The following is a 14,635-nucleotide window of genomic DNA, read 5'->3' as shown; positions in this document are numbered from 1 at the left end:
TCGGGTATCTCCTGCCCAGACGCTACTTTGTAAGTCCCAAAGGGACACGCTTACGCGTATCTCCGTAGGAGACGCTGCGCGTTCGCTCTTAGCGTGCGCTTGCGCTTACGCCCAAGCCGCGTGCGCTTGCGCTTACGCAGTCGCCTACGGACGGAAACCCTCCTGCGCCGTGCTGGCTCACTGCTAACTGATAAATTTGACTTATTTTTGTGTACACTGTCACATCTTTAGAGTATATATCTTTAGGTTGTCGTGTTATTGTTTACCCGCAAAAAAATCTAAGCTGGTATTTGTAGAGTAATTTATGCGTAGAGTATAATTCCAACAATTTAGAGTTGTCTGAATTACAAGTATAAAAATTATCTTTTTTAATTCTATTCCTTCTGGATGTGGGTATATAGCTAGTTCTAAGGCAAAATAAAACTGCTATGCTTCTCCAGCATTTCTCTTCTCAATTACTACTAAAGCCTCTAGAGAAAACTAGAGGTTTTTTTTAAGTTTTTTTATGTGGTTACTTGATAAATAATTTCACCTAAAAAAATCAAATATAATTTGATAATCTTGCTTACTTCCAGTAAGTTTTAGTCGTTGTGTACATATTACTCGTAGAGGTAGGGAACGGTTAACGTTTAACAGGAAACTCTTAATACTGAACATAAACTGTACTGAATTCCGTTAAAACATCAAATAGAAATCCTATCTTTCATTTTGTTGGTCTACTTAAGTCTGATATTTTGTGAACCAAGATGATTAAAATCTTGGCTCAACTTACCCCATAAATTCTTGCTTTGTTGACGGACTACGAGTTGCAAGTAAAATGTACTATCTGCCAAAAACATTTTTGGAATTACTATTAGTTAGAGTCATCACCAAAGCGTTTTCTCTTTTGTGTTCGTTCATTCCTATTGTTTGGTTTCATCCCTTGATTAAGACGAGCATCTTCAGTCAGAGGAACGGCATGTTTATCAGGAACAATACGAGAACCATACTTTCTCGCATAAACCTGGGTAAATTCAGCACCAAAAAAGAGAATCTGGGCAGCATAATTCACCCAAGCGAGGATAACGACTACAGAACCAGCAGCACCGTAGGCTGATCCAAAACTGCCGTTACCCAGATACTGTCCTAAAACATATCTCCCAATAGAAAACAGAAATGAAGTTAGAGCAGCGCCAATCAAAACATCATTCCAAGTAATTTTGACATCAGGTAAGACTTTGAAAATAAGTCCGAATAGCAATGTGGTGATGACAAAACCAAGAAGAAAATTCACAAACTGCCAAATAAAATCGACACCAGGGAGCACATTTCTAAAGTAACCAACCAACCCCACTAACACTCCACTAATCACAAGTGACACAAGTAATAAAAAACCAATAACTAATACCATCGCAAACGATGTCACACGTTGGCGAACTATGTTTTTCATAACCCGTCCGGGTTTTGGCTGCACTTCCCAAATCGTATTCAGTGCATCTTGCAACTCAGTAAATAAACCAGTTGCACCAAATAGCAAGACTATAACACTAATAATAGAGGCGATAATTCCTGCTCTTGGCTGGTTGGCATTTTTGATAGCTTCTTGGATAACGCCTGCACCATCACGACCGACCAAACCCTCAAGTTGCTGTCTAATTGCGTCCTGTGCTGCTGCTTCTCCAAATACCGCACCGACGATCGCAATTACAATAATCAGTAATGGGGCAATAGAAAAAATAGTGTAATAAGATAATGCTGCGGCTAAACGCGACGCTTTATCCTTACTCCATTCTTGGAATGTCTCTTGGAACAGTTCTACAACTGCCTTTAAATTCATTAAAATATCTCCTTTTGTGGTGATGTACTGACCAGCATAAGCGAGCAGTACTATAAGAATCCGGTTTGGTTTATGTTAGCTTGCGTGGCAAAGCCATACGAACTCGTGAGCAGTGGGAACACAACGACCACGCTCAGTGCATCGCACTTAACGCTTAACGCTTAACTGAGAACATAAATAAACTTTACCTAGCTGAACAAAAATCTGTGGAGGAATCCTATAAAAATATTATATGTATTGCATCTTTCCCCAATGTTGATGTAAAGTTCTTTTTAAGAAGTTAAAATTTTTGCCACTTTGATCTACTTTTGTCTGACGTTAACATCTGGGATATATATTTCCCAGACAAAGTGCCGGACAAGCTTTATCCAGCTCGTTTGGTCTTGGCTGTTCTTTGAGGCGGCTATACCGCCTCAACCTGGACAATTTTGGATAAAAACGAGTTATACCCTTTGACAAAAATCCTGATACATTTGACTCCCCCAACTCCCCCGACTCCCCTGACTCCCCCCACTTACCCGCGTTTGTTCTAACTTTAAAGTGAAACGGTATTAGCTGGTGGGGCGGTATGATCAAGCTTGTCCGGCTTTGTTTAGGAGTTCCCCTTCCCCTGTTTTAAAGGTACCGACTGAGTCTTGTAATTCTAGCGCTACTTGTTGTGTTTGCTGTAGAGAACTAGACACTATGCTAGACGACTCGGCAGTACGTTCACAAGCGATCGCTACCTCTTTTATGGATGACACAACTGTTTGAGATGTTTTTGTCTGAGAAACTGTTTCTGTAAGAATTAACTCTAAGCGAGAATTCATTTCGCGGGACACATCTATAATCTGATTGAGGTTAAGCTTGGCATTTTCAACAACTTTTACTCCACCCACCATCTGAGTTGTTCCTTGTTCTATGGCTTTGACAACTTCCTTGGTTTGCGATTGAATGTTGTCGAAAATTTGTGAAATTTCCTTGGTAACTTCAGCAGACTTGGTAACCAATTGAGAAATTTCTTCTGCTAATTTGATAAAGATTGGATTTCCACCCATCCACGCAGCCTCAACACCAGTATTGACAGCTAACAAGTTGACTTGTATATCAATCTGGTTCATTAAGGATACAAGGGAGGAAATGTTTTGAGAAGTTTCGCCCACACACTTGACTCTGTTGGCTGTTTCCACAATAATTTGTTGTAAATTCCAAATAGTGTCGAGTGTAAAATCCATTGCTTTAGCAGTCGCCTCTGCTTTATCAGAAGTCGTTTCAATCATTTGTGTCGCAAGTCTTGCACCCTGTGCAACTGTTTGGATTGACACGCTCATGTTATCCATTTCTTCAAGAGTGTGGTTAATTTCGTTAACCTGTGTGATTGCTTCATCTGCTAAGTGTTGGAGCGCACTAGAGTTTGAGCCGATAGCAACATTCACGCTGTCAGCAGCTGTTTTTACTTGAGTTACAATCCGCTGGAAACTGTCAATAATTGTATTTAAAAAATCTGCTACTACACCAATTTCACCAGATGAAATTTTAGCTCGAACCGTTAAATCACCATGAGTTGCTTCTTTAACGTCAGTAATAAGTTCTAAAAGCTGCCTTTGGAGAACTTCTTTAGTTTGGCGAAATCCTTCTTCCGCCTGCTTGCGTAAAGTAATGTCAGATAGCACCCCAATAAAATTTGTGACTCGTCCAAATGCGTCTCGTACTGGAGAAACTGTTAATTCATACCAAAATGGAGTATTATCTTTGCGGTAACTTCTGACAGTAATCTGGTATTCACTTGAATCACGCATAGCGTCGCGTATTTGTTCAACAGTCGTTTGATTTGTGTCGGTTCCCAGTAAAAAGCGGTAGTTGCATCCAAGCACTTCTTCTTGTGAATAGCCTGTGATTGTTTCAAAAGCAGGATTGCAAAAAATGATCGGATTGTCGCTTTGGTGCGAGTCGGTAATAAAGATGGCGTTACTAGCAGCTGCAATTGCTCGATCGCGAAGCCGTAAGACTTTTTGCGCTTGTTGAAGTTCATCAAAAAGACTTGCTTGTTCTAAGGCAATTCCGACTTGAATTGCCAGTTGTCCAAATAAATCAATTTCAGATTTTTGCCATTTTCGAGGTTTCAAGCATTCATGGGCACATAATAAACCTGTAAGCTGATAATTTTTTAAAATCGGTGCAACTAAATTTGCCTTGATTTGAAAACTTTCTAAAAGATTTTTCTGGTAATCTGTCAAATCCGCTTGAGAAATTTTGCTAGTGGCTCGAACTCTACCATTTTTGTACACTTCAATTTCATCTTCTTGAAAAGCATCATTGATTTTTTGTCCTAAAGTTTTTACAAAACCCTCTGCGACTTACTCGGCGATGATAGTAGCACTCCAGTCTGAATTGAAGCGATAAATAATAACACGATCTGTAGTTAATGCTTGACGAATTTCATTAACTGTTGTATTGAAAACATCATCTAAATTGAGCGATCGCCGAATGCCTAAAGTAATTTCTATAAATTGCTGGGAACGTATCGTTTCGACTTCTTGTTGTTCCAAAAGCTTCCCTGAGGCTGCTAAACGCTGATCGACAAACGAAGTTAGCAATGCAAAACCCAAGATAACAACAGTGGCGACACCAATCCCAATAGCCAGCCAACTTAGGGAGTTAGTTATTGCTTGGGAACTCGTAAATACTTGTAAATTGCTAGCTTTAAAATGAGCTGCTGCCATTCCTGTGTAGTGCATCCCAGCAATTGCTACTCCCATGACGACTGCACTGCCAAGCTTTGTCCACCCTACGGTACTCGTCTGCATGCGTAATTGAAACGCAATCCATAGTGCGATGATCGACGCACCAATGGCGATCGCCACAGAAAGCATAAACAGCGGTGGGTTATACTCAGTGGTTGCTTCCATTCGCATCGCGTACATTCCAATGTAGTGCATCGACGCAATACCAATACCCATGAGCGTACCGCCAATCAGCAATTGCCAGAGATTCAACACTCGGCGACTGGCAAGAAAAAGTGCGCCAAGCGAAGCGATGATCGCAGGCAGTATTGACACCACCACAGTCCACATGTCGTAGAACATCGGTATCGGCAAACTGAAGGCAAGCATCGCGACAAAATGCATCGACCAGATACCGATTCCCATCACAATCCCGCCACCAATGAGCCAAGCTATTCTAGCTGACGCTCTGGCTGCCGTGACCCGCCCAGCTAAATCAAGAGCAGTGTATGATGCAAGAACTGCAATGATAATTGAAAGCCCTACAAGCCGTAAGTCATGGCTACTACTGATAACTAAATCTTGCTGAAGCATCAGCTTAACCTCAAGCTATATGATCGATGAAATTTGATTTCTTCGTGGTTTGATGCATATTGATTAGGCGTTCAATACCACTAAAAGCATCACTATTTTGGCACTTTTTTTAGATAATGTTTGCTGACTCATAAAGAAGCGTTATAATTGACTTAAATTACTTGAAAATAAACTAATTTGGCTCGATATATATAAATTTTTCTGAGTTTCGCTTTTTTCATAATTTTCTTATCCAAATATTCTCTGTAGAGAGTATTTAAAAGAACTTATTTTGAATTTAAAATCTTGAGTTGATATAAAATTTAATTGTTTCTCAAAGTAGGAATTACTGTAATATTCTGCTATTGACAACTTTCTATGAAAATTCTATTAACATCATTGACAAAAATCCGAAAAGGTACACTGGATTTGTAAAAATTATGATTTTATCTTGTCAATTATTTAGAAAACACAAAAATTAATATGAATCAAGAAAAAAGAACGATACCAGCATTACTGAGTGAGCGTTATCACATCATCAGTGTACTTGGATCTGGTGGGTTTTGCGACACGTTCTTAGCAGAAGACACCCAAATGCCCTCGGCACGCCGTTGTGTAATTAAACAACTCAAACCAGTGAACGAGAGTTCTCTGATTCAAGAACAGATACAAAAGCGATTTCGACGGGAAGCTATCACTTTAGAGGATCTCGGAGCAACTAGTCATCAAATTCCCAGTCTGTACGCTTACTTTCAAAAGTTTGGACAATTCTATTTAGTACAAGAATGGATCGACGGACAAACCCTCTTTGAGAAAGTCCAACAAAGTGGATGTTTAAGCGAAACTGAGGTTGTCTCGATTTTGATCAGTTTGTTAGATGTGCTGGAATATGTGCATGACAAAGGTCTGATTCATCGCGATATTAAACCAGATAACATTATTTTGCGCTCATCAGATCACAAACCAGTATTAATTGATTTTGGTGCAGTGCGAGAAACGATGGGAACAGTGGTGAATTCTCAAGGATCTATCAGCAGTTCAATTATTGTTGGTACAGCGGGGTTCATGCCTAATGAACAAGCAGCAGGGCGTCCAGTTTTTGCTAGTGATCTATATAGTTTAGGATTAACAGCTATTTATTTGCTCACAGGACAATTGCCGCAACAAATGACAACAGACTTATACACTGGGGAGAGTATCTGGCAGCGCGATGGAGTCAGTGCAAGTTTAGCAGCAGTCCTAGATAAAGCAATTCGGAACAATATTAAAGAACGCTATCCCAGCGCTAGAGCAATGATATATGCTCTACAGAGTATAGCAAGTTCTCTGGCATTTGGGCAGGTAGCTAAACGTACTCAACCACCAGCCCAGACTCTTCCTACAACTCTAAGGCCTGCCGCTGAAAACAAAAGACAGAACAGCATATTTATTGGCAGCGTTTTTATGATAGGTGCATTATTCGGTACATCCATAATTATTGGTCTTTTGTTAACAAACTTTCGCCAACCAACAGCGTATAAGAAAGAAACATCCTCTGGGTTAATCACAAAACCACAAAGACCAGATGCCTCTTTTAGGTTATCTCCTTCTGGAAACCCCAGTTCTCAAATGGTGCATAAACAACTAATGACTGGTGCTTTGCCTAGTTCATTTCATTTTATAGCAGACTCTACCTTCCCAAATTTACAAAGTGCTGTTAAGCAAACGAAAACTTTGCAGGGAGCAGGTTATTCTCAAACAGATGTGTTTTGGATACCAGATTATCCAAATCTGGTTGACAGGCATTTATTTGTTGTGTATGTAACGACTTTTAGCGATCGCTCTAGTTGTTTAAGCTTCCTCAGGGATTATGGAAAAGCGAATCCAAGCGCATACTGCGCTTTCGCAAGTAAAGATCCTAAAGCACCAACAGCCCGCGTATCCTTTAGAGAAATTCAGTAGTTGTCATCTACCGCGTTTTTCCAATACGTGATATATGATACTAATTCTCGATGATAGCTTGCGTGGCGTAGCCATAGATGCACTTAATATTTATGAAACGAACCGCGAAGACGAGCCAGCGCTGCAGGCTGTGCACTGAGCGTGGTCGTTGTGAGGGTTTCCCGACCTAGGCGACTGGCGTCGCCAAGAACGCCAAGGGTGGAAGAGGTAAGTATTTAGTGCAAGTTTACTCCAGAATTGGTATGAGTAATCAGCGTGAGTTTATTTGCTTGCTGATGATTATCTGATCAGTTACCAGTTACCACTGTTAAGCGTTCCCTTTATAAAAAAAAGCCCGCTAAAAGCGGGCACAACAACACAACACAAATGGTCTAGCTCAGAGGGTAGTGAAGCGCTTACTCTGTGATAAATTTGTTGTTTTACATTGTTCAAGTAAAATCTTGATGTTCATTGTTTCAGTTTCCCTTTTTTATTTGTGTAGCGGAAGTGATTGAAACCGCTTCTGATATTTCATATGGGTGACTTTTGATTTTTATGCACTTAAGGCAAATGCATTTGTTTAATTTGTCTGGTCGCAGAAAAAAAGTCGCCAGGAAATTTGGGAAAAATGCTGTCAAAGGTGATTTAGGAGTTGAACGGATCTTGTTAAGAATCAAGCGATTGCTATCTATACTGACTTTTTTCTCTTTTCTCGCACCATACGCTGTCGTTGCTGCACCACCCAAAACACCAGACAAAACAGTCAACTGTGACATTCTTGTTGTAGGTGGAGGACTGTCTGGTGTCGCTACAGCTTATGAGGCAATACTGGCAGGGCAAACGGTATGCCTGACCGAAATTACTGATTGGTTGGGAGGACAAATCTCCTCGCAAGGAACTGCTGCACTTGATGAACGACCAACTCAGCGTCGCAAACTCTTCTACTCTCGTGGTTACTTAGAACTGCGAAAGCGTATTGAGAGCAAATACCGTGGTAATATTAACCCTGGTGACTGTTGGGTAAGCGACTCGTGTTTTCTGCCGCGCGATGGTCATGAAATTTTGACTTCGATGCTCAAAGATGCTGAAAAAAAAGGCAAGGGAAAGTTGCAATGGTTCCCGAACACGGTGATTAAGGAATTGGAATATAGTAGCGACGGGAAGCTCATTAGTAGTGCGATCGCCATCCAACATCAACCAGTTCAAGGTGCACCACCCCTAAACACAACTCCATTATCTCAAACCATCGAAGACACTTATACCTACCAAAACTCATCCCGCTTTAGCAAAACTATTGTTCGCCTCGCCCCCAAGCAAACCAAAAGTAAAGCTGGAAGTAACGCCCCTAACTGGTATGTTGTAGACACTTCCGAAACTGGCGAAATTATCGGCCTCGCAGATGTTCCTTACAGACTGGGAATTGATGCCCGTTCTTACTTGGAACCTTCTTCTTCCAGTCCTCAAAACGATCCTTATTGTACTCAGGGGTTTACCTACACTTTCGCAATGGAGGCTACCAAAGATCCCCAACCGCAAACAATGCCCGCATTTTATCCAGAATACTCTCCATATTATAGTTATGAATTGAAGCGCTTAGCAAGTTTTCCCTTGGTTTTCACCTACCGTCGCATTTGGAGTCCCACGAAAGGACAACCAATGGAATTTGGTGGTGTCAAGTTTAACGCTCCCGCCCCAGGGGACATCTCAATGCAAAACTGGACTTGGGGCAATGATTACCGTCCCGGAACCTCTGCTGATAACCTCATTTACACTCGTCAACAGTTACAAGCGAGTGGGCAACTGAAGCCAGGAGGTTGGATGGGTGGACTGCGAACAGAATCTTTACGCAAAGCTGAGGAAATCTCTCTGGGATACTATTACTGGTTGACCGCCGGGGATACAGATTCTCAATTGGGCAATGGTGTCAAGCAGCCACAACCAAATAACCGCTTTTTATCGGGGTTAGATTCCCCAATGGGGACAGCGCATGGCTTGTCAAAACATCCATATATGCGAGAAGGACGACGTATTATTGGACGCCCTAGCTGGGGACAACCCGAAGGCTTTTCTATTTGGGAAATTGATATTTCTCGTCGCAACTACAATGACGAGTACTACCGCAAAACACTACCACCAGAGATGTATCGCCGTCTGAAAGCCGCATTAGGAGGTTTAGAAGCAGCGTCCGTTCTTTCAGGGCAAATCAGTCCCGATAAGGTAGCGCGGCGTACTCGTTCCACTATTTTCCCTGATGCTGTGGGTATCGGTCACTACGCCATAGACTTTCATCCTTGCATGACCAAAAGCCCTCCAGAAACGCCCGGAAATACAGATCGTGCCGGTGAAAGACGTGGTGCTGGGCAAGCTTATCCTTTCCAAATTGCACTCAGGGCGATGATTCCTCAAAAAATCGACAATTTACTCGTAGGTGGTAAAAGCATCGGAACTAGTCACATCGCAGCAGCAGCATACAGGGTACACTCCTTTGAATGGTCTGCAGGTGCAGCAGCCGGAACAACAGCAGCTTTTGCTCTGAAAAATGGCATCGCACCTTACCAACTCGTGGAAAAATTGCCCTTACCAGAACCGCGATTACAACTCCTCAAACAGCTGTTGGAGAAAAATGGTAACCCCACTGCCTTCCCGGATACCTCGATTTTTAACCAAAATTGGGATGATTGGAAGTAATTAGTCATTTTTGAAAAGAACTCAGTTGTCAGAACGCAGAACTCAGAAAACATCCTGTAAGGCGTGGCGTCAGCCATAGAGTCACAACTCTTTTTCTTCTTTCCATAAATGAATAATGGTGCTAGTATCCCTTTCCTTATTCCTATTCTGACTACTGAGTTCTGTTAGCGTAGCGGGGCGTTTGCGTAGCGCCCCTCTTAGGGGCTAGCCCGTTCTGAGTTCTTTCTTCGGTTATTAGACTATTGACTATGGACTACACTAGTTAATTGTAGTTTAGTTTTGTTAAGCTTCTTGGCTAGGTGTACTATGGTTACAAGACTAACAGCCGCTGTTTACGGGATGGCAACAGCACCAACTAAAGCTCCTGAACGGTCTAGTCAAGTGACCCGTAAGCCATATCCGAATTATAAAGTGATTGTATTGGATGATGATTTTAATACTTTCCAACACGTTCACGATTGTTTGGTAAAGTATATTCCGGGTATGACTAGCGATCGCGCTTGGAAACTGACAAACCAAGTGCATAACGAAGGTCAAGCTATTGTCTGGACAGGTCCCCAAGAACCTGCTGAATTTTATCACCAGCAGCTTTCTCGATCTGGTTTGACGATGGCTCCCCTTGAAGCCGCATAATACTGTAAGAAAATGGCAAAACCCACTGAGGGCAGACTTGTTTGGAATCACTCAACCCACATTAGTGGTCTTATCCCAATCCTAGAACGTCTCATACGTCAAGATGGAATTCAAACCGTGACACCGGGACAAATTGGGCGAGTCAAAGGTCATAGCCCTCATTTACAATTGCGAGTTTCTGTACCAATTCGCGGTGGGTTTAAGGCGATCGCACGCCACGGCAAAACAGTGCAAGAGGTGTTTATTGTGACGACTTTGGATCAAAATCAACTTGAGGAGGCGATCGCCTTTGCGATGAAAAAGTAATTTCTAGCCTTTTGTCCAAAGTCCAATGGTTAGTTCTACTAATGACTATTCCTCAATACGACGCATTGCAAATTTATGTAGTGGTAGACTGACGATGCAAGAAAATGTTAAAAAATATGACAGTGCAGTCGTTATCCTTAAACTCATGACTACAGTTTCCCAGTCAGGTAAAACTATTTTTTGGATAGCGAAAGCAACACAGTAAACTAGCCAATAGGAAAAGCTCATCCTAAACAGAATCTTCTCTGTTTCTTCCACTTCATCATTTTCTGGCTTGCCCTCCCATAGTAACAATAGACCAGTAATACAAGCTACGAAAGACAGAAGCACAAAGGAATCATGAGAAACTAAATTTATTGAATGCATGCGTTTCTATCCCCAAAAAATTTTTATTTCTATAGGAGATCAGTCTAAAGGAATAATCTTTTGGAATAAACAGATAGTTACAAACTGAAATAGATAACTCCCAAATTTGTAAATAAGTGCAAATAATTTCTAAGTTTGTTGTTAGTCGTTTGTTGTTAATTGTTATTGATTAACAACCTTGAACTTCACAAGCGCCAATACTCACCCAGCTACTTGAACCATCTGCCCAATGTTCTTTTTTCCAAATCGGGGCGTTGTGTTTGAGAGTATCTATCGCATAGCGACAGGCTTCAAATGCTTCGGAACGATGAGGACAACCCACAGCAACTAAAACGCTGATTTCACCAACTCGCAACCGCCCAACACGATGATAAATGACGACACGGTTCACAATAGACCATTTTTGACGAATATCAGCAGCAATTTGATAAAACACCCGCATTGCCATCGGTTCATAAGCTTGATATTCTAGAGCAATCACAGCTTTACCATCTGTTTGATTACGAACCATGCCACTCATCACGACAATAGCGCCATTTGCGCTAGTTTCCGCTTTGCTATAAACCTCTTCAATAGACAATGGCGCAAAGCTAATGGCAAAGCTATCTTCAGCTTTCGGCTGAGTGGCAGAGGTAACAGAAGCTACAAGACCCAAGTTCATTTGAATAATTTCTATATGTATGGGGAATTTATTATTCTAAGTTTAATTCTAAATAAAAAATACCAACACTCATGTAAATTTGCTTGACTTTACGTAATCTCACTGAAAATAAAAAAGTTTGTCATCCTCCTTTAGGCATATTACTATAATGAAGTGATTCAAATGGAGAATTCGATAGTAACTTCGTCGAACAATCAAGTGCAGCAAGTACCGATTTTACCTAAAGGTAAGTTCCTAGTTCAAGCTACCAGTTGCAAGTAGTATAAGTAGCCGTCATGAACTTTGTACAGCCTATGGCTGACGCCATAGATCGTCAGTTGCGCGACTATCGGGAAACTCGAGCCAAGCAAAGCCTCACCAAAACAGATGAAAATATTTCTCCTTCACTCACTCACTCACTCCCTGCCTCGTTACTTTCAAGTCAGGTATGTTTAGTTTTTGGAAATAAAAAAGCAAATGTACATGGCAGTTTCAAACCGACTTACAGTAAACATTCAACTCATGCCGTCACCTTAAAACTTCACTTGTTGAAAAATCTGGAGAACCCTATATCACATCAAGACAAGCGATCATTCAATATTATAGGAAAAGATATAATGAATCTTTTATTGTCTAACAATGAAGCAGCAAGGCTTGTGGCTCTCCATCAGTATGACATTCTCGACACAGCACCAGAACAAGCATTTGACGATTTGGCATTCTTAGCCGCCCAGACTTGCGCAACACCGATTGCAGTAATAACTTTGATAGATACTAACCGTCAGTGGTTCAAAGCTAAAGTCGGGTTGGATGTAGAAGAAATGCCTGTGGATATTGGGTTTTGTCCCTTTTGTATCCAACAACGTGATATTTTAATCATTCCTGACACTTTGAGTGATGAACGGTTTGCCACTAATCCCGTAGTAACGTCTGCCCCTTATGTGAGATTTTATGCTGGAGTTCCTTTAGTAACACCAGAAGGACATGTGATCGGGGTTGTATGTGTTGTTGATCGCGTACCCAGGAAAATCAGCCATGAACAAGTGGAGTCGCTAAAAGCAATTAGCCGTTTAGTGATCAGACAACTAGAGTTACGCCGAAATTTAACTCAGCTAGCTAGCATAAAAGCAGAATATCAGCAAGCCAAACAGAAATTGCCTTGGAAAGAAGAACTTTTGCGCTCAATGACTGGCGTTTCTCCACTAGCAGAACAGCAAGTTCGTGAACAAGCAGTATTAGTCGATATTGTTACAGACGCAATTATTGTACGTGATTTAAGTAGCAGTAGAATTTTACTGTGGAATAAAAGTGCCGAGAACCTCTACGGTTGGAAAGCAGAAGAAACTCTTGGTAAAAAAACAGACGAAATTTTCTCTAACGAACCCTTGCCGCAATACTGGGAAATTTATAAAAATGTCTTGAAATCTGGCTCATGGCAAGGTGAGTTGCAAACAATCACGAAATCTGGCAAAAAAATTATTGTTGAAAGTCGTTGGACACTAGTACGCGATGAGCATTTTCAACCCAAATCAATCGTTGTAGTTGATACTGATATCACAGAGAAAAAACAATTAGAAAAGCAATTTTTACGCCATCAGCGCCTGGAGAGTATAGGTACTCTCGCAAGTGGTATTGCTCACGATTTAAATAATGTGCTGTCCCCAATTTTGATGTCAGTACCAATGCTCAAAGCAAGTTGCGATGATGAGCGTAGTAGGCAAGTGCTAACCATTGTAGAAAATAATGCCAAACGCGGCGCAAATTTAGTCAAACAGGTGCTGTCATTTGCAAGGGGAACTGAAGGCGATTGGGAAAACTCCAGCTCCTCTACGGGCGATGCACATAAGGGAGCCGCCTTCGGCGATCGCGTCGGTTGTGATTATCCAAAGCCTTCCTCCCATAGGGGCGGCGAAGCAGGAAATGCTTGCGCTGAACTTCCTTGCGGGAGCCAATCTTCGGTTGGCTGGGCGTATACGAGCGATGCACATAAGGGAGCCGCCTTCGGCAATCGCACTGTACTTCAATTAAACGAATTGATCTCAGAAATGACGCAAATTATCGAACAAACTTTTCCCAAATCAATAGTCGTCAAAACTGAAATTCAGCCAAGTTTATTACCTTTCTGTGGTGATAGCACACAAATTCATCAAGTGTTAATGAATTTGTGTCTCAATGCTCGTGATGCGATGATCAATGGCGGAACTTTGCAAATTTCTGCTAAAAATATTTTCATTGATCAAAACTTTGCCAAAATGCATCTTGATGCTCAAGTCGGTTCTTACATTGTCCTCACAGTTTATGACACAGGAATTGGTATCCCTAATGAACTCTTAGATAGAATTTTTGAACCATTTTTTACAACAAAAGAGTTTGGTAAGGGAACCGGACTTGGATTGTCAACTGTCATGGGCATTATTAAAGGTCATGCTGGGTTCATGACTGTATCTAGTAGCGTTGGCAAGGGCACAAAATTTCAAGTTTACCTGCCAGCAATCAAGACAGCTGCGACGCAGTTAACGGTAGACCGAAAAAATACACCAACCGGACACGGAGAATGGATTTTGGTTGTAGATGACGAACCTGCGATCAGAGAAATTACAAAAGTTTCTTTAGAAAAGAATAATTACAAAGCAATGACTGCCAGTGATGGTATAGAGGCAGTGGCACTCTATGCTCAGCATAAAGATAAAATTAGTGCGGCAATTGTCGATATGATCATGCCAGATATGGATGGAATCACGACTATCAATACCTTGCACAAAATGAATCCACTGCTGCATATAATTGCTGTTAGTGGACTAGCAACAAGCGAACAGATGCTATTAGATAAAGCCTCTGAGTTAATAGCATTTTTACCCAAGCCCCATACAGCACAGGAGTTACTAAACACTTTGCATTCGGTTATTTCTCATCATTAGATAAAGTTAAGAATTAACTCATCCCACAATTGCGGTACTAGTCATAAAAGCTCAGAGATTTCGAGTCATTAAT

10 protein-coding genes are annotated in these 14,635 nt (G+C 41.3%); 5 read left to right on the top strand and 5 right to left on the bottom strand.

Going from position 1 to position 14,635, the window contains the following annotated elements:
• Positions 1–853: 853 nt before the first annotated feature.
• From AC5590_RS28815 to AC5590_RS28805, 3 genes are all read right to left on the bottom strand, one after another.
• Entirely contained in the window at positions 854–1,816 is a 963-nt protein-coding gene (locus tag AC5590_RS28815; protein WP_169266735.1) for a YihY/virulence factor BrkB family protein, read from the bottom strand.
• Positions 1,817–2,388: 572 nt separating this feature from the next.
• A complete protein-coding gene (locus AC5590_RS28810; RefSeq protein ID WP_169266734.1) occupies positions 2,389–4,083 on the bottom strand; it encodes a PAS domain-containing protein in 1,695 nt (564 codons plus the stop codon).
• A gap of 69 nt (positions 4,084–4,152) precedes the next feature.
• The gene (locus tag AC5590_RS28805; protein WP_169266733.1) at positions 4,153–5,112 is read right to left on the bottom strand and encodes an MHYT domain-containing protein; all 960 of its coding nucleotides are present in this window, start codon (positions 5,110–5,112) and stop codon (positions 4,153–4,155) included.
• Between the two features lie 462 nt (positions 5,113–5,574).
• Between AC5590_RS28805 and AC5590_RS28800 the strand changes: the two genes are divergently transcribed.
• From AC5590_RS28800 to AC5590_RS28785, 4 genes are all read left to right on the top strand, one after another.
• The gene (locus AC5590_RS28800) at positions 5,575–7,032 is read left to right on the top strand and encodes a serine/threonine-protein kinase (protein WP_211178580.1); all 1,458 of its coding nucleotides are present in this window, start codon (positions 5,575–5,577) and stop codon (positions 7,030–7,032) included.
• 549 nt (positions 7,033–7,581) lie between these two features.
• Positions 7,582–9,699 carry an FAD-dependent oxidoreductase gene (locus tag AC5590_RS28795; protein WP_169266732.1) on the top strand — a complete coding sequence of 706 codons (2,118 nt, stop codon included), beginning with the start codon at positions 7,582–7,584 and terminating at the stop codon, positions 9,697–9,699.
• A gap of 306 nt (positions 9,700–10,005) precedes the next feature.
• A complete protein-coding gene (clpS, locus tag AC5590_RS28790) occupies positions 10,006–10,332 on the top strand; it encodes an ATP-dependent Clp protease adapter ClpS (protein ID WP_169266731.1) in 327 nt (108 codons plus the stop codon).
• 12 nt (positions 10,333–10,344) lie between these two features.
• Positions 10,345–10,638, top strand: coding sequence for a DUF2103 domain-containing protein (locus AC5590_RS28785; RefSeq protein ID WP_169266730.1), 294 nt, complete (start codon positions 10,345–10,347; stop codon positions 10,636–10,638).
• 45 nt (positions 10,639–10,683) lie between these two features.
• Here the strand turns inward: AC5590_RS28785 and AC5590_RS28780 are convergent, their stop codons facing one another.
• Together AC5590_RS28780 and AC5590_RS28775 are read right to left on the bottom strand one after the other, a co-directional pair.
• Positions 10,684–11,004, bottom strand: a complete 321-nt coding sequence (locus AC5590_RS28780; protein WP_211178579.1) for a hypothetical protein — start codon at positions 11,002–11,004, stop codon at positions 10,684–10,686.
• Positions 11,005–11,173: 169 nt separating this feature from the next.
• Positions 11,174–11,665, bottom strand: coding sequence for a molybdenum cofactor biosynthesis protein MoaE (locus AC5590_RS28775; RefSeq protein ID WP_169266729.1), 492 nt, complete (start codon positions 11,663–11,665; stop codon positions 11,174–11,176).
• A gap of 275 nt (positions 11,666–11,940) precedes the next feature.
• On the opposite strand from AC5590_RS28775, the gene AC5590_RS28770 reads away from it, so the two are divergent.
• Complete coding sequence (locus tag AC5590_RS28770) at positions 11,941–14,562, top strand: hybrid sensor histidine kinase/response regulator (protein ID WP_370460808.1); 2,622 nt, start codon at positions 11,941–11,943, stop codon at positions 14,560–14,562.
• The last annotated feature ends 73 nt before the right edge of the window (positions 14,563–14,635 follow it).

It is taken from the genome of Brasilonema octagenarum UFV-OR1, from assembly GCF_963888615.1.
Classification (GTDB): domain Bacteria; phylum Cyanobacteriota; class Cyanobacteriia; order Cyanobacteriales; family Nostocaceae; genus Brasilonema; species Brasilonema sennae.
The sequence above is the reverse complement of the archived record's forward strand: the minus strand, read 5'-3'. Positions and strand labels throughout refer to the sequence as shown.

Excerpts from the sequence above, each read along its gene's own strand:
- AC5590_RS28770 (WP_370460808.1), top strand. The coding sequence starts at position 11,941 with ATGAACTTTGTACAGCCTATGGCTGACGCCATAGATCGTCAGTTGCGC.
- clpS (WP_169266731.1), top strand. The coding sequence starts at position 10,006 with ATGGTTACAAGACTAACAGCCGCTGTTTACGGGATGGCAACAGCACCA.
- AC5590_RS28780 (WP_211178579.1), bottom strand. The coding sequence starts at position 11,004 with ATGCATTCAATAAATTTAGTTTCTCATGATTCCTTTGTGCTTCTGTCT.
- AC5590_RS28805 (WP_169266733.1), bottom strand. The coding sequence starts at position 5,112 with ATGCTTCAGCAAGATTTAGTTATCAGTAGTAGCCATGACTTACGGCTT.
- AC5590_RS28800 (WP_211178580.1), top strand. The coding sequence starts at position 5,575 with ATGAATCAAGAAAAAAGAACGATACCAGCATTACTGAGTGAGCGTTAT.
- AC5590_RS28795 (WP_169266732.1), top strand. The coding sequence starts at position 7,582 with ATGCATTTGTTTAATTTGTCTGGTCGCAGAAAAAAAGTCGCCAGGAAA.
- AC5590_RS28775 (WP_169266729.1), bottom strand. The coding sequence starts at position 11,665 with ATGAACTTGGGTCTTGTAGCTTCTGTTACCTCTGCCACTCAGCCGAAA.
- AC5590_RS28815 (WP_169266735.1), bottom strand. The coding sequence starts at position 1,816 with ATGAATTTAAAGGCAGTTGTAGAACTGTTCCAAGAGACATTCCAAGAA.
- AC5590_RS28785 (WP_169266730.1), top strand. The coding sequence starts at position 10,345 with ATGGCAAAACCCACTGAGGGCAGACTTGTTTGGAATCACTCAACCCAC.